We start from the raw sequence: 18464 nt of genomic DNA, 5'->3' as shown, positions 1-18464 counted from the left end.
TAGCGGCTACTCTATCAAGATGCAGCGATCTAACTTTCTACCGCTGCCAACAGCGCCTTACTGCAGCAAGGCTCCGGCAAGTGAGGCATTTTGAGGACGACGGCTTAGAAGTCTGCCTGACTCTGGATGCGAATCAAAGACTTGCTTTGACTTCATTTCTGGAGCAGGGGCCCCGGGGCCATTGCAGCGCAAGGGCTCGATGGCGAGTTTTCTGGAGGCTCTGCACTCAGACGGTGCGGCCCATCTGGTGGCGCCCCGCCCTCACCCAAGCCTTCAGGGGGTCCTTCGCCCTGGGCTTCGTCACCGCTGGCGGACGGATTGGCGCCAGCGCTTCCTTGACCCGCTCCAGCTCCTTCGCCCCCGCCTCGGCCAGACGCCGGGCCTGCTGCAGCTGTTCGGGTGTCGGCGGCAGGCCAGGCAGCGGCGGTAGGGGTTCCCTCGGGGAGTCGTCCACCATCCGAGCCACAGCGGCTCGCAGCCGCATCTCTGGGTAGAGCCTGGCCGCGCACCACCGCTCGGCGTAGCGCTTGCCCTGGTCGACGCTCGCCGCCCATACATCCTTGGTCTGCCACATCTTCCGAGCATCGAGGTGCACGCGTACCCCGCGCTCCTTCGCCGGCGAAACCTGGGCAATCTGCCGGCCACTCCACCACAGCACCCATGTGTCCCTCAGCTGGACCCAGCCAGAGGGTGGTGGTGCTGAGCGGAAGCCTTGGTAGCCGTGCATCGGGAGCATGGACGGAAGGATACGGCTGGGCGTCGCACAGCCTGCGAATCGGCAAGGCCCCAGCCTGAAGCGCTCACACTTCGACAGGTGTCACATCGCTGGCCAGCGTGGGGCTTTACCTACACCGGCCCGGGCGGTTTTCTGATTGCACCTATGCACAGGTGTTGCGACGGTGCAGCGGCAGTGCAGCACTACCCTACTCATGGAGAGATGGAAGTGAACTCAACGCATAACAATTGCAGGACTGCCCGCTCGTCCACTCGCCGCCTGATGTTGGGCATGTCACTTGCCCTGTTGTCGGTCGGCTTCGCCCAGAGCGCGTTCGCTGGTCAGTGGGTGCCAACGGGCCGCCTGCTGTGGGTGGATTCAGAGACCATCCAGCCTTATCCGGTGGCCTATACCAATTTCTGTCAGGGCGGCGTGGACGGGCCCAGCGGCGTCTACACGTACGGCGACTGGGGGCCGGAAGGGCTGGGCTCGTGCCCGACCGACGCGTACACAGGCTTTCAAAATATGAAGGGCACTGTCGGCTCCTGTAGACCAGATCCCGAAGCCGTTGGCGGCGGCTATTCCTGTGAGGAGTACCACTACACCTTCAGCGGTCAATCTTACCCAGGCCCGATGCCGGCGACCTGTAGCTCGCCGGGAGTCTATGGCGTCGGCAACTACTACCGTACAGAGCTTGTGTACTTCGGCTCTGGCGATAATCCCAACGACTACTACGACAGGTACTTCCAAAGCTCGACCGAGTACGTCTGTCAGTAGTCGGCCCTCCTGGCACCCAGTTGTACTGTCCCCGCGCGAGCGGGGACAGCTCACGCTTCCACCAAGTAAGAACCGCCCCGACCAGAGACCGAAGACAGTGCAGCCGGAGCAAGGATGCCGTCGAAGCCCAATCAGGGGTGCCGTAATCAACAAGGGCTCTACACTCGGGCGAGCCGGCGCATAGCGCAAAGCTCCAGCACAACGGAGGCTGTAGACTGCGGCACCATCAAAAGGATGCTAAGGAAACGAGCATGGCCGACACAGGGTTGTTCCTCCTCAGCGACGTTCTGGGGCAAGAAGACGACAGTGGTCGGCTGCTGCAGGTAACCCAAGTCGTGTGCCGCTGTCTGCAGTGCTCGTCCCGGTTCACCGGACGGCCCAATGAAGGGCTCTTCGATCTCCCCGGTGGCGCAATTCTCAGCTGCCCCAAGTGCCCAAATCGGCAGGCTATCAGCCTGGCCAGATTCGCCGACTTCTTGCAGAAGAGCGCTTGAACCTCAAACGCTCGTAAATTCGGCTGGCATCGCCGCTCAAGCGGCGATTGCGTACGGTTCGACAAGCGCTCTCAGCAGGTCCATCCCGGTCGCGCTCGCGGCATCGGAATCGCTACGCTGCTTGAAGCCAGTCCAATCCGCATGAGCAAGGCTTCGCAGCTCCGCACGCTCGACGGGGAGCCAGCGCATCGGCCAAAACGGAAGACGCCGGTAGCCCGCCCGGCCCCGCTGCAATTCAACCAGAGCGGAATGGCTCCTTGCGCTCAGGACTCGGGAATAGGCTACCGACAGCCCATCCTCTGGTCCTTCGAGATACTGAAGAAACCGCTCTCCGTCGAAGAGCAGAACTCCCGTCACCCCGGCATCTCGATTGAACCGGCATGCGTCATCTACGATCGCATCCAACTTACCATCAGACTGCCCTAGTCGCCCCTGCGCGATCGCCGGACTGACCTCGCTCGCATACACAATGGCCCTGATGGGCATGGCGCACCTCCTCGCTGAGAGGCAAGACCCTAACAGCCAAGGGCGCAAATTGGTGTAGATGTATAGGCAGAATCCATAACGCTTCAGCTTCAAACTCTTGCTGAATTCGGACTCCCGTCACAAGATCTACCCGCCCCACCCCGCAGCATGCAATTGACTCCTCGGTACACGGCCATGCCAGACACAGGTCTTTTCTACGTTCTCAACATCGACCCGATGCGCAATCACCAGGGGAAGATCGAAAGCGTCATCGCCATCAGCGTGCGATGTAACAGCTGCCAGCACGTCACCCACTCGACAGGCCCGAACCTTCAATCCATACCGGGCGGTACGCTACTCGCTTGCGCCAAATGCGGCGGACGCCAAGCGGTCAGTAACGCGCGACTGGTCGAATGCGACCACATCCTGGGTACGCCCCATTCCGAACAACAGAGCGCCTGACGAACGAGCAGTGCGCCAATGCGCCAGTAGATGAAGCCCCCTAGGCGGCCAGCCGGTGCTCGTAGAACGGGTGTCGCTTGTCGTCAAAGATCCGGTACAGCGCCGCCAGGTCGGCAGGATCAGGGTTCAGCCAGGCGTCGACGTGCTCGGGCTTGATGTTGATGATCGTCCGGTCGTGGCCAGCGGCGGCCACCTCGGGTTCCGGGTCGTCGGTGATCGCGGCAAACGAGAGTAGATCCGGCTCCTTGCCGGCCGGGTCCACCCAATGCGACCACAGGCAGGCCACCAGCATCGGCTCGCGCGTGCGCGGGGTGAACTGCACTACCTGGTTCTTGCCGTCCGGCCCCTCCACGTTCTCGTAGAAGGTATCGACCACCATCAAGCCGTGGGTGTGGCCGAAGGCCGGCGACCAGAACTTCTCCAGGCTGTCGCGGCGGGCGTTGTAGGTGCCGGGGAAACGCTGGTCGTAGTTGGCCGGCTTGCCGGCCAGTCGGCACTGATAGCGCATCGGCTTGATCGTCAGCTTGCTGCCCTCCGAGACGATCACCGGGGCGTAGACCCCGGGGAAGATTCGGCTGTCCCGGTCCGTGCCCTCGGCGCGCTTGAGGTCGGCCAGCTTGCCCATCGCGCGCTCGATCTTGTTCCCAGCGATGCGCACGTCTTCCCGGGCCTTCTTCGTCTCCTTGACCTGCAGCGATCGCTCCGCATCGGCCAGCCGCTTGCGGTTGGCGAAAAGCTCCTGCTCCAGAATGGCGGCCTCGGCCTGGTTCCACTGCTGGATCTCCGCCCACACGGCCCGCTCTGCCGCGCTGGTGCCGGCCCGGAATGCGTCGTCCATCGCCTTCGGGGTCTTGGGCCGCTTCTTGCCCGGGTCATGGGCGTAGAGCGCGGCGAATTCCTGCAGCGACACGGTGGCACCGGTCATGCGGACCAGCTTCTGGTAGGCGGCTTCGATTTGGGCGGAATAGCACATGGCCGCAATCTGGCCGCAGCACGCGTTGCGGCGGCGTGAGGGCCGCGGTTATGCCCCGGCTTCCAGCGCCGCCAGCCGGGCCAGCAACGCAACCATCTGCTCTTCCAACTGTTTGATGCGCCGGTTCTTCTGCTGGTGGGAGCGCACGCTGATTGCCAGAATCTGCATCGGGTCGATGTTGAGCGGAACTGCACATTCCTCAGTCAAGTAGGAAGAAACTTCACCATCTTCATCGACCACGGGTGTCTTGGTTTCGTACGTATACCCACCCCCTACCGCTGACGACAGAACGTCCCGAACGTTCTCCGCAAGCAGGCCAACATACCTTTTGTCATCCTTGGAATACTCAGGGCGATAGCGATAGTCGATCACTACCAGACGATCAAGGAGAATGTCAGCATCGCCCACGTGACCTTCGATGTAGTCCTTTACGTCAGCCGAAGAAGTGTTGTTGAAGCCACGCGCCGACAACACGCCATCTTGCCCCAGCGTCATCTTCCCTTCGATGCTGCCGAGCCCGTTGGCGGCACCCCATTGGAGCGCACCTCCAGCCATCCACATGCCACCAGATGTGTTGCCGTCCTGAATTGCGTAGCCACCGCCAAAGTTGCCAGACGACATGAACGAGAAGCTGTAAGAGCCATTACCAGGATTCATGTTGCTGCGATACTGGCGGAACTGGTGAAAATCCTGCCCTTCGACCACTCCTGGCATGACCTTCAAGCCAATGCCATCGCTGTGATGCAATTGGACTTCATTGCCCTTAATCAACATCGGTGAAAAGGCGTTCGCTGAGGCATTGATCGCCTGCAGCTGCATGTTCGCTCCATCGGTGATGAAACGGGTTCGGTTGGTGTTCGTGTTGGGTTGGAAATTGATGGTGTTGCCGGTAAACCCCATGTCCTGCCCATACAAATTCAGATTTCGCCGCTGCCCAGGGCTCACGTCTCGGCGGATGCTTTCAATGTAGGTGGTCGTCAAGTCGCTGGCGACGGTAAGCTGCGCGTTCCCTGGCGTCCCGGTTACCAGCGCACTCTTGACATAGAGGTCGCCACTGATCGTATCGCCTGCTTTGCTGACCTTTCCCTCTGCAGTGGCTTGTGCAGTAGCGGCCGTTGCATCAACTGCAGTGATGCGGTCATTTGCGGCATCGATGCGGGCACCGAGTGCAGCGTCTGCTGCTGTGCGCGCGGAGATCTCGTTGTCCAAGCGGTCGCCCGTCTCTCCACCGCCGGCCTCCAACGCCACCAGCCGCGCCTCGGCATCTTGGAAGTTGTCGTTGCAGATCGCAAACGCGGTGAAAGCGTCGTCCCCGGGCTTGCCATCTGGCTGGATGGTCGTTTGATCGATGAATTTCTGCGGCATGTGTGTTCCCTGTTGGAATTGCCCACGGCAAAGCAGGCCGAACTTGTCGGCCTGCGCTATGGGCTGTTTCAGTTTTCGACCGAGATCACCGCGAGACTTTGCGTGATGGTCTGCTGCTGGAAGGTGCCGGATGTGTGGGTCACGTCCTGGGCAGTGAAGCCAGAGATAACTGCGCGGTACTGCATCGTTTCAGAGCTAGGGCTGGTGTCGTTCACGGTGAACGATCCGCCCCAGTTGGACACGGCGCGATCCGCCCCGTCCGGCTCATTCATGATGTTCACCGAGCCCCCAACGTTGAGCACCTGCCACAGCGATTCGGCGTTGTTGCCGATCTTGCGGTAGATATCGACGCGTGCTGTGTTTTGCCCGGCACCGGCAACGAAGCCAGATGGACCCAGCGTGGTCTGAACCCGCTCGTGACGCCGGGTGAAGCTGACCGTCACTGTGCGCACGCGGCCGTTGGTTGCGAATGGACCGTTGACCAGCTCCGTACCGATGGTCTGCGTGGTCGTGGTCTGAACCGCATTGCGCAGAATGCCGGCCGACAACTGGCCGCCGAAGTACGCACTGCCGTTCGCGTCCATCCACATCATGGCGTTGGTCTTCGATGCGGCGGCGGCGCCGACGTTTGGGCCGAAGTAGTCGATCAGGTTGTCACCGTTGGCACCGAAGCCAGGCCCGATGATTCGCTGTGCCGCCCCTTTCCAGATGCGCAGGTATCCGTTACGCCACTCCATGCCCTCGGAAGCGCCGTTGGGCGCGACGATCTCCATGCTGTTGGTCAGGAATCGCAGACTGACCACGTTGCCGTCGTTACCCAGCTCCATGCCGCCGACCAACGGGCCGTTGCCGGCATCAGCGATCAGATGCAGGAACGCCTTGGCCATCACTTGCGCCAGGCCACCCTCGGTCTGCACCACCCGGGCTTCCATGCCCTGAACGACTTGCGCGCTTGCCTTGCCGTCCACCTCGGCCTTGACCGACGTGAGCTGGCCGGTGACCGCTTCGATGCCCTGCTCGGTTACCTCAACCCTGGCGCTGATCTCCTCGACGTAATCGGCTGAGGCCTTGCCGTCCAGCTCGACCCCGAGGTGCTGGACCTGTACCGCCTGGGCCGCCTGCTCCGTGGCGATGACCTCGATTGACCTGGTCGCACTGGCCTCGAACTCGCCCAACTCGGCGCGCACCGATTCCACCTGCTTGGCGGTGGCCTTATCGCCCTGCACGATGACCGACTGCCAGGTCTTGACGCCTGCGTATACGTTCCGATCCCCCGCGTTCCAGTCGCGGTCGCCGGCGTGCTTGTACGTCATCTGGGCTTCGAGCGACGAGGTTCTATCGCCGACTGCCCGGACACCGTCCTCCGTTTCCTCGACCCGTGCTGAGACGGCGTCCAGCGCCTCCGCAGAGGCCACAGCGCCATCTCCTGCGGGCATCCTTGCGGACACCCGCCCGATGGCCTCAGCGTTGGCGCTATCGCCATCAGCGCGCGCTTGGCGTTCTTCCGTCACGCTCGCCTCGGTGGCCAGCGGCCCGTCGCCCACCGGCATGCGCGCCTGCAGGATCTCGATTGCCGTAGCCGAAGCCTCATCGGCACTGACGCGTGCGTCCCGCTCTGCCGCGAACAACCCGGTTGCGACCTGGGACAGGTCCGTCCCTTCGTAGTCGCCACGCAGCTGGGCGGCCAACGTTTCCCGCTTGCTCGCCTCGGCAACGTCACCCGCCACCCGCGCCCGTGCTTCCTCCTGCACCAACGCCACGCCTGCACCCGGCGTCGGCCGGCCGATGGCCACCCAGTCCACCATGAAGTAGTTGGCCACCGCCTGCTCATCGCCGAACTGCAGGCGGACTGCATCCACCTCGCCCGGCCACCAAGCAATGTCCACCACGTCGACCGTGGCCACACCATGGTCATCCCACAGGGGCTGGGGGATCGGCGCCCGCTTGTCCACGTCCCAGTTCTGGTCCTCGGCCGTGATCCACTGCAGGTAGCCGTTCCACACCGGCGTGCCCACTCGCTTCACGCGCAGCTTGGCGAACCGATAGGCGCTGCCGTCGATCTCCAACGCCGGCGGCGACTGCACCCATGGTGCCTCGGTGCCATTGACCGGCCGCAGCCAGCCGTCGATCACAGTGGGATCTGACCCGTTGCCGGTCCAGCCCTCGGCCGTTGTGTCGAAGTACCAGATTTTCCGGCTGTCGAACTGCGTGCCGCTGCCGGCCACGATCTCCGACAGCGCGCGCGACAGCGATTCAACGTCGCTCTGGCGGGTTTCGGCCTCCAGCGTAATGGCGGCCTCGCGCGCCAGTCGCTCGTTGAGGTCGCCGTCTGCTCGGTGCTGCGCCTCCTGGGTGATTGCTTCCATGGCGTCCGACACGCCCTGCTGCCGCAGCGCCGCCTCGGCCAGCAGATCGCGTGCAGCATCGGCCAGCCCGTCGGCCCGGGCAGCGGCCTCGACTGCGTCCCCCTCGATGCGGTCGGCAATCTCCTTGGCCAACCGCTGCTGCTGCTCGATCAGGTCGCTCGTCGTCGGCGACGGCGTAGCCTCCACCACCGAGCCCGAGCCCGGCTTTCCGCGCACGGTCGGGGTGATCCGAAACCACCACTTCGTGCCGCTGCCGTCACTGTAGAGGTAGCGGGTTTCGACGGTCCGGTAAATCTCCGTCCACGGCCCCTGCGGGCTCGGCCCGCGCTCGATCACGTAGATCACCCCGGCCTGGTCGACCGGGTTCCATTCGATCAGCACACCATCGGCCACGGGGTTGGGGACAACCCCGTCCACCGTCGGCACCTCCGGCGGCCGATAGGCCACCGGGAACCAGGTCGAGTAGCGCGGTGCCGGCGGAGACGGGGACGGCAGCGCGCCCACGCCGATTTCCACCAGCGTGAGTTTCCTTTGCAGCATGGCAATACCTCAGATCGCGTTGAGCGCTTTGCGCAGGTCGGCACTACTGGACTTGCGGACGCCCTGGGTGGTGGTGGCCAGCAGATCCCGCAGCAGCTGGTTCTGCTCGGTGAGCAGCGCATTGCCCTGCTGCACTGCTGTGGTGGTCTGCGATTGCGCGTCCTTGTTCACCACCAGGTCGAACACGGCACGGCTGAAGTTGTCCGGCAGCGCTTCGATTGCATCGGCCAGTTGGCCCATGCTCGTGCCGTCCTCCTTATCCAGGTCGCCCACCTTCATGCCGTCGATGAGCCCGGTTACCTGGTCGTACAGGCCGTTGTAGTCCTTGCCGCTGGCATACAGGTTTCGACCGAAGCCCAGTGCAGCCTGGGCCGCTGACTGAGCAGCGCTGGTGTCGCCACCGGCCACTGCCCGCTGCAGCTCCTTCATCGCCTCGCCCAGCTTCTCCTGGTCCGTCAGCGGCGACAGGTCGCTGATCGACAGGCCGTACTGCATGGCCTTCTTGTCCTTGTCGATCTGCGCCTGCAACTTGCCCATGTTCATCGCCCGCAGGGCTTCGATCTTGGCCAAGTCCTCAGCGCGAGCACCGGACAGGCCCAGTGCCTTGGCGTAGTCGTTGGCCGACTTCACCTGCTGGCGGTAGGTGCGCTCGATGGTCAGCGCCTGCTGCTGGTAGCTCGACAGGTCGCCGGTCATCAGCTGCGTGGAAACGTCCGCCATCAGCGTGGCGTAGTTCCCCAGCAGCCCCGTCACCTTCTGGACCTGTGTGGCCAAGTCGGTGCCGGCAACGCTGGCCAGGTCCTGGAAGTAGTCAACGGCCTTGTTGACCTTCTCCACTTCCATGCCGCTGAGGGCGCGGCCCAACTCGTCGGCGTTGCCCACCGCCAGTGCAATGGAAGCACTGAGGGCCGAGAACACATCCGACGCTTCGAAGTAGCCATCCAGCTGGCCGCCGAACCCTGCCGCACGTACTGCCTCGGAAAACAGGCGATCCGTCATGTCGGCCAGGTAGGCCTCCAACTGCGCCTTCGCCTCTGCCGAATCCGCCGACAGCTGCATCTTTCCCAGCGACACCTTCACCCCGGCCAGTTGCCCGGAGAGATCAACGCCCAGCTGCTTGGCCAGGTCAGTGGCCGCGCCACGCACCTGGCGAGCCGCCATGTCGAACGTGCGATCGATGCCCGGATCCAGCGCCCCGTACTGCGTCCACTTCTTGTCGCTGCGGAACAGGCCGCCCTTGGCCTTGATATCGGCGTAGGACTGGCCGTTGAAGCCACCGAACCCGTAATCGCCGGTGATGCCTTGCCCGGTCACCTTGGGCGCGCTGCGGCCGAATAGCTTGGCGTGGATGCTGGAGCCCGACAGGATGGATGCCGTCTTGTCGTTGAAGCCCAGTCCACGGAACCCCTTATCAGCGAGACCCACGGCGCCGGCCGTGGCGATCTTGCCGGCCCAGCTCTCACCGTTGGCAATGTCCCAGCCCTGATCGAACAACTCGGCATTTTTCATCATGCCGGCGACGATCCAGCCGATGATCGGCACCGCTGCCGCCGCCGTCGATGCGGCACCGGCGCCAGCTGCCGCCGTTCCGCTCGCTGCGGAGGCGCCACCGCCGGCGAACGCAGCCACGTTGTTGCCGAATCCTGCGAGGCTGCCGGCACTGATCCCGCTGCTGGCCGCACCCGCGCCAGCGCTGAACAACCCCTGCCCCTTCGACAGGAGGCCGGCGATGTTGCTCAGGTTCTTGCCACCTGCGGCCGATCCGTTTCCGCCAAACAGACCCATGAGGCTGTCCAGGCTGAAGCCTCCACCCTGTCCACTGATTCCGCTCATGATCTGCGTCTGGATCGGAATAATCAGCTTCTGCTTCGCGATCTCAGCAATCATGTCGCGCAGCCCGCGCTTCGCCGCGTTCTTCAAGCCATCCCACAGATCATCGAACTTGCGCAACCCATCCACGGCAAAGTCGGCAAACGCATCGACACCGTCGGCCAAGCCAGAGACGACTATGTTGGCCAGCGCCTCGACGTGCGCTGCGGATTCCTCAACCTGCAGAGACAGTTCCGCAGCAGCTGCCGCCGCCGCCAGCACGGACCGCTCGTACTCCTCGTAACTGGCTGCCCCCTTGGCCAGCGCCAGTGCCTCCTTGCTACCGGCTGCCTCGACTGCCTTTTGCAGTTCGTCGCGCATGTCCTTCTCGTTCACAAGCTGCCGGCGATACAGCTCACGGGCTCGCCCTACCTTACCCAGCATGACCAGCTCGGTATCGAAGGTTGCCAGCAACTGCTCAGGCCCAGCCATGGCCTTCTCCACTTCCGCCGCAACCTTGGCGTACTCCATGGCGCTCTGGCCCATGAGCACGTTGGCGTCGGCCTGCGCAATGTTGCCCTTGGCCAGCAGATCGTTGTACTCAGCCATGTTGCCAAGGTGTTTGGCCATGGCCTCGGCCAGCGGCCCCTCCATGGCGCCGGCGGCTTCTTGTGCTTGCTGCCTGTAGCGCGCGATCTCCTCGGCGCGATGCTTCGCCTCGTTGTCCGACTTTTCCCGAGCAGACTTCCCAATGTTCCCCGTAGGCTTGTAGCCAACGGAATTCGACTTGAGGGCGGACTCCGGCAGCATCTGCCCGTTGTCAATCAAGGTGACTTGCGGCCCATATCGACGCGTCAACTCGCGCTGGATGCGAAGGCGCTCTGCCAAGAGCCGCTCAGCTTCCTTGTCGCGCTGGGGAGACGGAGCCTCCACCGCGAGCAACAGCCGGCGCCTTGCGCCAAGGTCGCCCATCTGTTCATTGAGTGCATCTTCTGTGGCGCTACTGAGAGCGCCTGGAGCGGCACCCTCCAGAGCGTGAAGCTCCGCCATGCGGCCAATCAAATTCACGATCTGAACTGCACCGCTTGCCATCTCGCCCGTAAGCTCTGCGACCCAGCGGGTGACGCTCGCGAAAGCATTCCGCGTCTGCTGCGAAGCCATGAATTCTGTCAAGTTGTTCAGCTCGGGCAGAAGCTCTTCCGCGACACTGACCTTAAGCCCCTTCATCGCAAGGTCCGCTTCCTGCGTGATCTCGCGGAGGCGAACTGTCGCTTTCGACGTGTTGCCATCAATAATCGCCCCCGCTGCTGCGGCGGCATCGCCCCACTGCTTGAACCCCGCACTGCTGTTCCGCAGAAGGGGAATCAGGTGAGCAGAGTCACTGGCGATGGCCTCCATGTAGGTGACCATTTCCGATTGCGAAAGGTTCGCACGCTCCAAGCTATTGAAGAACAATCCGAGGGCATCGGGACCGGAGAGCGTTCGGAACTGCTCGGCCGTTACCCCCGTGCGCTTGGCAATGTTTTCGAAGAAGTCGGCCATCGCACCGCCGCCCGTCTGAACGTAGTCGCCGATCTTGTCCTGCACATCTTTGAAAATGTCTGCCAACTTCTCATGACTGATTCCGACCACATTGGCACCAGCAGCCATGCGCTGGAAGGTCTCTGAACTACTGCCCGAGAGCGATGCCAAGCGCTCGTACTGAACTCCAAGTTCAGCCACTTCACGTGTCCACGCCACTGCCGCAGCGCTTGTGCTCGTGATGCCTGCCGAGAGAGCCAAACCAATCGCTGTGCCAGCCTTCTTGGCAATAGCCTGCATGCGGTTCATCGATTGCTCGAACTGCCGAGCGGCTTGACCGGCGTCCTTTACAAAGGAACCGGTCTTCATCAACAGATCGACGGTGAGTGTGTAAAGAGACATTGCGGCTCCAGAAACGAAGAAGCCCCGCTCATGGCGGGGCTTTAGGTGGGCGCCGGTGACTCCGGCCTATCTACCCATGATCTGCGATTGATGGCGCTCAGCCTGAATGACGCGAGCCAGCGCGACCAAGAAAATGCCGAACGCGATTACGCCGACACCCATGGTTGCCTTGGTGAGCATCAATGCTCCGGCCAACGCGGCCAGGAGTCCAAGAACGGCCAGCAGGATATACATCGTTCCCCCTCTGCTTTGATTGTCCCTGGATGATGCCACTATTGGATGCGTGCGGTCAGGCGGGCACCTCTTCGAACTCCATGTATCCCGTGAAGTACTGCCGGCTGATGTTCTCCGCGCTCGGCAGCTGAGTCGGGTAGCCATACAGCGCGGATCGCGCCGCCAACCTGGGGTCCAGCTCCTTTGTTGCCATGTCCCTGTACTGGGGGACCACGCAGGAACGGTGTCGCCCAGCCAGCGCCGCAGCGACGGTCTCCCAATCGACACCGGCCAGCCCGCCGCCACGAACAACGTCGGTAGCCCGACCCGAGAAGGTGCAGGTCAGGCGGCGGTACACCGCCCCGGGAACAGTGTTGACCTGACCGCCCTTCGTTCGCGTGTGAGCGCTGGTGTCGATTGGGGCAACACCCCATCCGTCGCTGATACCGACATCGACAGCCTGGAAGATGGCAATCTCGCCGATATCGACGTTCGTCACGGTTGTGTCGATCTCCACCGAGACGGTCGCAACAGGCATCTGCACCTGTGGAAATAGCCACGCGCACACGCTGCCGTCAGGGAGGCGCGTGGCTGTGCCCACTGCGCCTGCAGCACGAACCTCAACGCCAGGAGGGACATTCAGACCCAGCACTGCCACGATCCCTGGCACCACAGCCTGAGCAAGCGTGACCGTGACCGAAAGCGGCCCCGTCCTGCGGATCCGACTGGCGCGACCAGGCTTGCCGTCGAAAAGGGCCGAGCCCTGATCGCTACTGAGCCACGTCCCGCCGGCCAGCGCCACGGTCACCGCAGCCGGCATTCCAAATCCGATAAGCACGTTCTCATCCCCACAAGGTCAGCACCACATCACCCGTGGCTGGGTTTCGCTCGACTCGGCGCACCATCACCGGCTTCCCGTCGGCCAGGCCGTAACGGCCGTAGGACAGCCGGCCAATTTGCCCGGGCAGCGGCGCCAGCTGCTGATCGCCGCGGACGGTGACCTGATAGAAGAAGCGCTGCCGCTCATAGATCGCCACCACCCGGTCGATTTCGGCCTGGGCATCGACTGCCCGCCAGAACAGCGAGATCACCGGATCTGCTGCGTCTGCCCGGCGGTAGTGAGCGTTCAGCGGGCCCGCCGCGAATACCTGGCCGCGATAGAGGGCCGTCAACTCGTCGCGCCGCGCCTGCGGAACGTCGACCACATCGGTGACGAGATCCGACGCGCCGAGGGCCTGGGCATTCGGCCTGTAGGCCATGCGTCGCGTCAGGTTGGGTGCGTCATCCGGCACGCCCACCAGGTCGCTGGCCATGTCGTCTTCGCTCAGCTCGAACGCCGGTGCGCCCACGTAGCTTTCCGGCGCAACCACCCGAGCGAACCGAAGCACCCCCGTCGCGTCCTGATAGCACCCCGTTCCGTAGCTGGGCAGGATCGCATTGAGCGCGTCGCGGCCGGTGATCGAGGTTCCCGCGTAGTACCCGACCCCAGCATAGCCCGAGGCCGCATCCACGGCCGCGCAATCCGCTGCAGACCAGGCTCCCATGCTGAGACGCCCCATGATCTCCGCGACGGCCACAGACAGCGTTGCGGGGGCCATGCCGGCCCCCACGCTGGACAGGTCCACCACAACTGGCGTCACCGGGGGAGACTTCATCAGAAGCTGCTGCTGATCCGGGGCCACCTCGAACGTTTCCGGCTCCATCAGGTCGCCGCGATCCATGACGGCGTCGACGTAGACCGGACCATCTGCCAGGAACATGGACGTGGCATCGGAATTGCCGCCGGCGGCCGGCACGCTCGCCACGGCGCCGATCACGACCGGCTGCGGCTTCCATGCCAGTGACGCGACATTGGGCAGGAAGACGCCGCGGTTGATGGGCTGGGCCAGATAGTCGTGCGCGTCCCGCAGATGGAGGGTCTTGCTGCCGTCGTCGTTGATCTCGATCTGATCGATCGCGCAACGGAACACCGGCGCCGCGTCGGCGAGCATGGCGGTTTCATCAACCAGCAGGATCTGTACCGAGGCACCCGAGCCGCCCGAGGGCGCGAGACCGTCAAGCATGCCGTCGGCATCAGCCACCACGCACTCAGCAGCTGCCGTTTGCGATACGGGGTCACCTCCCCACGGCCAGAAACTCAATTCCTGCACCAGGTTCACGCCCTCGGCCACCAACCCTTCGTAGCGGGCATTTGCGGGGCTATCGCCCGGTGCCGAAAGCCAGTCGGCATCGGCAAGGCGAGTGGCAGCGGCTTGTGCCTGATCCAGCCGCCAACCGGCAATCGCTGCATCACTGCGCGCCCCCCACTGCCCGGCGTTGACCGCTAGGCACAGGCCACCCGCTTTCGTGGCCGCGAGAGACGCCGCAAAGTGGAGCGGCCCCGCCAGCAGCAAATCCCGCTGATGAACCATCGCCCCATTTAGGTAGAGCTGCAGGCGAGACGGGCCACCAAACACCACACGTAGCCCGACAATATCGCCCTTGGCCACCGTCGGCAGGCCAGTGGCAATCGCGCCGATCCCTTGCACTAGCCGACCGGTCGCCAGATCCCACCCGATACCGGCACCGTTGGAGCCTAACGACTCGTTGAGCGGCGCGGCATCGTTCACAAACCCGACTACTGCCGCCAGATCGTCATCACCCCACGCGGCGAACTCGACGCCCACGGTTCCGTTCGTGAGCGCGAAGTCGGACCGCGCGCACCTCCGCGCGTCGGCGGCTGCGGTAGTTGCGAGAGTAAGCCCTCCGTCGCGAGCTGCGAGCAGGGGTCCAATGGGGAGCGCTGCGAAGCGCCCGAAGGTGTCAGCCATGGGTCATCCAAGGGAATCGAACCAGTCCTGCGCCTCGTCGTCGTCAGAGCGAGGCACCAGGGCGTCTAGGAAATGCTGCATGCCGCGCTTAGTTCCGCCTTGGCTGTGTGCAGCTGTGATGTACGCGATGAATGCCGCAGGCTTCTGGTGGATGCTGACCGGGTCGATGGGGTTGCGCTTGTGGAACTCCCACCACCACAGGAACTCCCGGCGCGACATGGTGGATCGCAGCTCCGCCACCGTGCGATGCAGATGGCCAGCGAGGACATGCCAGAACCAATCCTCGCCGCGCTGCCTTAGCCGTTTCCCGCTTCTTCCCGCAGGGCGTCAGCGTCACTGCCGAAGCCTGCGTGCTTGAGCGCAATCGTCTGCAGACTTGCCGCCACCTTCGGCTTCAGCTCGCCCGCCTGCTTTTCAGTGAGTACACGCTTGCCGCTCTCATCGCAGATCGTGGCCGCGATCAGCTTGGCGCGGTCGGCGGTGCTCCACAGCTGGCGGAACTCGGTATCCGGCAGCGCGCGCACGAAGAACTCCGCCTTGGTGCCGTCCGGCAGTTCGATTGTGTCCGGCTGCACGTCCTTTGCGGCGAACATGCCGGCGCTGGTGAACGCCTGAAGGATGCTCACCGTTCCTGCCAGGGCTTCGTTGCTGTCGTTGGTCTTGCTCATTGGCCGTTTCCTTGAATGGCGACAGGGCGCGCGGGCCGCGCACGGCTAACACGCGGAGGATCCGCGCGCCCTGCCAAAGAGAAGGCCCACCGAAGTGGGCCGAAAGAGAGAGCGCCGTTGTTGCGGTCAGGGCGCCGGGCGGTGCGTTTCGACTGCGCCGGAGCCACGGATGGTCATCGTGGCCTTCCACACATCGTTGTCGGCCACCGTCACCGCGAAGTTCTGCACGAAGCCATTGAACTGCTTCGACACAACCGCCGTCGGCGGGGTGATGACGCCATTTACCGCCGCAGGCTTATCCGCGCCCGCCGTTTCGCTGGCCGGCGCGGTGACCAGGAAGTTGACCACCGCGCCAGTGCGGTGCAGTTCCTCCAGCGCCTCGGAATCGACCGAGTCATAGATCACCTCGATGCTCGTGCTGCCGGTCGCCTTGCGACCAGCGACGAACTGATCCCAGTCGTCATCGAAGTCCGAGATATCGATTTCCGAGGCCTGGCCGTCAGGGAAGCCGACCGAACGGACACGGGTCACCTTGATGACCTCCGCCGCGCCGATGGCGATGAACAGCTGGGTGTGCTTGGACTTCAGTACCTGTCCCATAGGGTTTTCCTTGCGTTGTGCCCGTCGCCGGGTATGAAAAAAGCCCCTTGCGGGGCCGATGGATTGCCGTTGAGTTGGTCAGCGAAGCTGCAGCAGTCGAGCGTCGAAGGAGATGCCAAACGCCCCTGTATCGTCGTCATCGGGAGGAGGGTTGTAGGACTCGATGCTTCCGACTGTCTCCACAGCGTCGCGAACTGCCACCGCAGCAGCGTTGGCTTTGGACGTCGATTTCCCCCACACCGTCAACCGGACGCGCCAGCCATCGGCGGGCGGTCGCTCGGAAAGCAGGTTGGTTGGTGAGCCGCCCACAACATCCCACGTGGCGTAAGGCAATGCGGTGTCCTGCGGCGCCATAGAGGGGAAAACACGGACGGGATCACCAAACAGAGTCCGCACGGCCTCGTCGCCCTGCAGCAGCTGTTGGATAAGCGGCACCATCATTTCCACCCCCTTGCCTTCATTACCCGGTCGATAGACGCGCGGGTCTGGTCCACAATCAGCTGCGCCGCCTGGGGCCCGTTTGCCTCGGCGGCTGGCGTCAGGAACGGCTTTGCCGCCATCTTCTTCGTGCCAAATTCCAGATACCGCCAGTAGCTGGCCCAGCCTGCCTGCACGTAGACCTTGCCAACCCGGCGCTGCCGACGGTTCCTCTTGGTGTTGGCATACTTGGCGCGTTTGCCAGTTTTGACGCCAACGGTGAAATACTCGCCACCCGGCCCAACGCCGGCCTTGTTCCGATTGCGCGCATTGGCCCTGCGCACCACGATCTGCGTGGCCAAGAAGCCGCTGGCACGCGGCACACGAGCGCGGGCCGCATCGCGAATCAGATTGCCGCCCCGACGCAGCGCGGTCTGCAGAGGCTTTCCCTGCAGCTCAACCGGCAGCGCCTTCAGCGACGACAAGAGCCCGTCAAGGCCATGGACCTCGATCTGCTCAGCCATCGGAGAGCCCCGCGTCTACCATCAAGGTGATATGCCCCCGCGCCGTGGGATCAGGCAGGACGGCGCGGATCGCGTAGTGCTGGCCGTCAAACACCGCGCGCATTGTGTTCAGAACACCAGGCAGATACGGAATTTCCATGCGCGCTGTGACTTGGCCGTGCTCAGCCGATGCAGCAACGAATTCACGCCCTGAAAGCGGGACCACCTCGGCCGGCACATCTGCCTGCCAGCCCACCCATTCCAACTCATCGCCTCCAAGCGGATCCCGCACGGGTTCTTGAATCTGCAAGGCAATGCGATGGCGATACTTTCCTGCCCGCCTCATGGCAGCACCCGACGGTATGGGAACATCAGGCGATCCACGGTTGGATTCTCGACACAGGTCGCACCCACCACCAATCCTTCGCGATTGGCGTAGAGGTCGCCAAGCGTCAGCAAGATCGCGGCCCGCAACGGCCCTGGCATTGGTCCGGGGGTGGTGGTGAAGAGAACCGGATACTCGCCGGCAGCGCTCGTCACCGTCGCCGGCTCAATGGGGAGAGGCGATTGCCGCTGTCCCACTGGCGTCCATTCGTAGGAAGCCTCCACCAACGCATAGCCGGTATTGCGCTCCACGGACTCGCGAGCAGCGGCAATGAACGCCCCGATCAGGGCGTCGTCGGCGTCATGGATCACGACAAGATGCGCCTTCGCTTCACTCAGCGACACAGGCTCCTCGGTCGCCGGGCTCACCGTGCGCAGCATGGGCTACTCCTCCGGCGTTGCCGCCTTGATCGCGTTGGGATGGGTGTCGATCAGCCCGCCCAGGCGCAGCGCCTCGGCGTGGGCCGCATCGACTTGGATTACCTGGCCGACCTTGCCCAAGTGGTTGTCGCTGAGCACCAGAGCCGGCACTGTCTCACGCTCCGATGGCTGCGGCGGCTGTTGCGGCGGCGACGCGGCGCTCTCTGCTTCGGCCGCGCCGTTGTCTTCGCCCCCGCCGTCGGCAATCTGTCCGGGCTCACGGGCGACCACCTCGGCGCCGCCGACAATCGGCAGTTCAGCATCGCCGGTAAGTTCTGCGGTTTCTTCACCGGTAGCCGCACCGGCATCAACGACTGCCGGTACTGTGACCGCCGCGCCGTCTTCATCTACGCCGTCGGCCACCTGGCCGGGCTCACCGGTGACCACCTCGGCGCCCCCGGCAACCGGCAGTTCAGCATCGCCGGTCAGTTCTTCGGGCTTCTCACCGGTGGCCGCGCCAGCATCAACGACTACCGGGGCCGTGACGGGCGCGCCAGCCTCGGCCGCGACAACTGGCGCAACCCGCGTTGCGGTGTTCTTCTGCTTTGCCATGATCGTCT

The 18464-nt window shown here is 63.8% G+C and carries 18 protein-coding genes; 1 reads left to right on the top strand and 17 read right to left on the bottom strand.

Features of this window, described 5'->3' with window-relative positions; translation table 11 throughout:
* Positions 1-226: 226 nt before the first annotated feature.
* Positions 227-736, bottom strand: coding sequence for a hypothetical protein (locus M2299_RS03025; RefSeq protein ID WP_280883840.1), 510 nt, complete (start codon positions 734-736; stop codon positions 227-229).
* A 270-nt stretch (positions 737-1006) separates the two neighbouring features.
* Here M2299_RS03025 and M2299_RS03020 point away from each other — a divergent pair, with 270 nt between their 5' ends.
* Positions 1007-1492: a hypothetical protein gene (locus M2299_RS03020; RefSeq protein ID WP_227417096.1), complete on the top strand. Its 486-nt coding sequence runs from the start codon at positions 1007-1009 to the stop codon at positions 1490-1492.
* A gap of 530 nt (positions 1493-2022) precedes the next feature.
* Here the strand turns inward: M2299_RS03020 and M2299_RS03015 are convergent.
* From M2299_RS03015 to M2299_RS02940, 16 genes are all read right to left on the bottom strand, one after another.
* A complete protein-coding gene (locus tag M2299_RS03015; protein WP_280883839.1) occupies positions 2023-2472 on the bottom strand; it encodes a BLUF domain-containing protein in 450 nt (149 codons plus the stop codon).
* A 481-nt stretch (positions 2473-2953) separates the two neighbouring features.
* Complete coding sequence (locus M2299_RS03010; protein ID WP_280883838.1) at positions 2954-3886, bottom strand: SOS response-associated peptidase family protein; 933 nt, start codon at positions 3884-3886, stop codon at positions 2954-2956.
* Positions 3887-3934: 48 nt separating this feature from the next.
* Positions 3935-5251, bottom strand: a complete 1317-nt coding sequence (locus M2299_RS03005; protein ID WP_280883837.1) for a hypothetical protein — start codon at positions 5249-5251, stop codon at positions 3935-3937.
* Between the two features lie 68 nt (positions 5252-5319).
* Entirely contained in the window at positions 5320-8157 is a 2838-nt protein-coding gene (locus M2299_RS03000; protein WP_280883836.1) for a hypothetical protein, read from the bottom strand.
* A 9-nt stretch (positions 8158-8166) separates the two neighbouring features.
* Positions 8167-11889 carry a phage tail protein gene (locus M2299_RS02995; protein ID WP_280883835.1) on the bottom strand — a complete coding sequence of 1241 codons (3723 nt, stop codon included), beginning with the start codon at positions 11887-11889 and terminating at the stop codon, positions 8167-8169.
* A 66-nt stretch (positions 11890-11955) separates the two neighbouring features.
* The gene (locus M2299_RS02990) at positions 11956-12123 is read right to left on the bottom strand and encodes a hypothetical protein (protein ID WP_280883834.1); all 168 of its coding nucleotides are present in this window, start codon (positions 12121-12123) and stop codon (positions 11956-11958) included.
* A gap of 55 nt (positions 12124-12178) precedes the next feature.
* On the bottom strand, positions 12179-12910 hold the full coding sequence (locus M2299_RS02985) for a hypothetical protein (protein ID WP_280883833.1): 732 nt from the start codon (positions 12908-12910) through the stop codon (positions 12179-12181).
* A gap of 34 nt (positions 12911-12944) precedes the next feature.
* Positions 12945-14768: a hypothetical protein gene (locus tag M2299_RS02980; protein WP_280883832.1), complete on the bottom strand. Its 1824-nt coding sequence runs from the start codon at positions 14766-14768 to the stop codon at positions 12945-12947.
* A 147-nt stretch (positions 14769-14915) separates the two neighbouring features.
* The gene (locus M2299_RS02975) at positions 14916-15131 is read right to left on the bottom strand and encodes a hypothetical protein (RefSeq protein ID WP_263291353.1); all 216 of its coding nucleotides are present in this window, start codon (positions 15129-15131) and stop codon (positions 14916-14918) included.
* Between the two features lie 77 nt (positions 15132-15208).
* Positions 15209-15580 (bottom strand): hypothetical protein, encoded by a 372-nt coding sequence (locus tag M2299_RS02970; protein WP_223484740.1) that lies wholly within the window; start codon positions 15578-15580, stop codon positions 15209-15211.
* A gap of 126 nt (positions 15581-15706) precedes the next feature.
* On the bottom strand, positions 15707-16180 hold the full coding sequence (locus M2299_RS02965) for a hypothetical protein (protein WP_280883831.1): 474 nt from the start codon (positions 16178-16180) through the stop codon (positions 15707-15709).
* 78 nt (positions 16181-16258) lie between these two features.
* Positions 16259-16621, bottom strand: coding sequence for a DUF3168 domain-containing protein (locus tag M2299_RS02960; protein ID WP_280883830.1), 363 nt, complete (start codon positions 16619-16621; stop codon positions 16259-16261).
* Positions 16618-17121: an HK97-gp10 family putative phage morphogenesis protein gene (locus tag M2299_RS02955; protein WP_280883829.1), complete on the bottom strand. Its 504-nt coding sequence runs from the start codon at positions 17119-17121 to the stop codon at positions 16618-16620. The genes M2299_RS02960 and M2299_RS02955 overlap by 4 nt, the downstream gene beginning before the upstream one ends.
* Positions 17114-17446, bottom strand: coding sequence for a phage head closure protein (locus M2299_RS02950; protein ID WP_280883828.1), 333 nt, complete (start codon positions 17444-17446; stop codon positions 17114-17116). The genes M2299_RS02955 and M2299_RS02950 overlap by 8 nt, the downstream gene beginning before the upstream one ends.
* Positions 17443-17865 carry a head-tail connector protein gene (locus M2299_RS02945; RefSeq protein ID WP_280883827.1) on the bottom strand — a complete coding sequence of 141 codons (423 nt, stop codon included), beginning with the start codon at positions 17863-17865 and terminating at the stop codon, positions 17443-17445. The genes M2299_RS02950 and M2299_RS02945 overlap by 4 nt, the downstream gene beginning before the upstream one ends.
* Positions 17866-17868: 3 nt before the next feature.
* A complete protein-coding gene (locus M2299_RS02940) occupies positions 17869-18456 on the bottom strand; it encodes a hypothetical protein (RefSeq protein ID WP_280883826.1) in 588 nt (195 codons plus the stop codon).
* Positions 18457-18464 lie beyond the last annotated feature (8 nt).

This window comes from Stenotrophomonas sp. 1278 (assembly GCF_029892765.1).
Taxonomy (GTDB): Bacteria; Pseudomonadota; Gammaproteobacteria; order Xanthomonadales; family Xanthomonadaceae; genus Stenotrophomonas; species Stenotrophomonas indicatrix.
Note: the sequence above shows the minus strand (reverse complement) of the source record. Positions and strands in the feature narration are given on the sequence as shown.

Bases quoted from the DNA above. Each gene is read 5' to 3' on its own strand.
- M2299_RS03025 (WP_280883840.1), bottom strand. From the start codon at position 736: ATGCTCCCGATGCACGGCTACCAAGGCTTCCGCTCAGCACCACCACCC.
- M2299_RS03020 (WP_227417096.1), top strand. From the start codon at position 1,007: ATGTCACTTGCCCTGTTGTCGGTCGGCTTCGCCCAGAGCGCGTTCGCT.
- M2299_RS03015 (WP_280883839.1), bottom strand. From the start codon at position 2,472: ATGCCCATCAGGGCCATTGTGTATGCGAGCGAGGTCAGTCCGGCGATC.
- M2299_RS03010 (WP_280883838.1), bottom strand. From the start codon at position 3,886: ATGTGCTATTCCGCCCAAATCGAAGCCGCCTACCAGAAGCTGGTCCGC.
- M2299_RS03005 (WP_280883837.1), bottom strand. From the start codon at position 5,251: ATGCCGCAGAAATTCATCGATCAAACGACCATCCAGCCAGATGGCAAG.
- M2299_RS03000 (WP_280883836.1), bottom strand. From the start codon at position 8,157: ATGCTGCAAAGGAAACTCACGCTGGTGGAAATCGGCGTGGGCGCGCTG.
- M2299_RS02995 (WP_280883835.1), bottom strand. From the start codon at position 11,889: ATGTCTCTTTACACACTCACCGTCGATCTGTTGATGAAGACCGGTTCC.
- M2299_RS02990 (WP_280883834.1), bottom strand. From the start codon at position 12,123: ATGTATATCCTGCTGGCCGTTCTTGGACTCCTGGCCGCGTTGGCCGGA.
- M2299_RS02975 (WP_263291353.1), bottom strand. From the start codon at position 15,131: ATGTCGCGCCGGGAGTTCCTGTGGTGGTGGGAGTTCCACAAGCGCAAC.
- M2299_RS02970 (WP_223484740.1), bottom strand. From the start codon at position 15,580: ATGAGCAAGACCAACGACAGCAACGAAGCCCTGGCAGGAACGGTGAGC.
- M2299_RS02965 (WP_280883831.1), bottom strand. From the start codon at position 16,180: ATGGGACAGGTACTGAAGTCCAAGCACACCCAGCTGTTCATCGCCATC.
- M2299_RS02960 (WP_280883830.1), bottom strand. From the start codon at position 16,621: ATGATGGTGCCGCTTATCCAACAGCTGCTGCAGGGCGACGAGGCCGTG.
- M2299_RS02955 (WP_280883829.1), bottom strand. From the start codon at position 17,121: ATGGCTGAGCAGATCGAGGTCCATGGCCTTGACGGGCTCTTGTCGTCG.
- M2299_RS02950 (WP_280883828.1), bottom strand. From the start codon at position 17,446: ATGAGGCGGGCAGGAAAGTATCGCCATCGCATTGCCTTGCAGATTCAA.
- M2299_RS02945 (WP_280883827.1), bottom strand. From the start codon at position 17,865: ATGCTGCGCACGGTGAGCCCGGCGACCGAGGAGCCTGTGTCGCTGAGT.
- M2299_RS02940 (WP_280883826.1), bottom strand. From the start codon at position 18,456: ATGGCAAAGCAGAAGAACACCGCAACGCGGGTTGCGCCAGTTGTCGCG.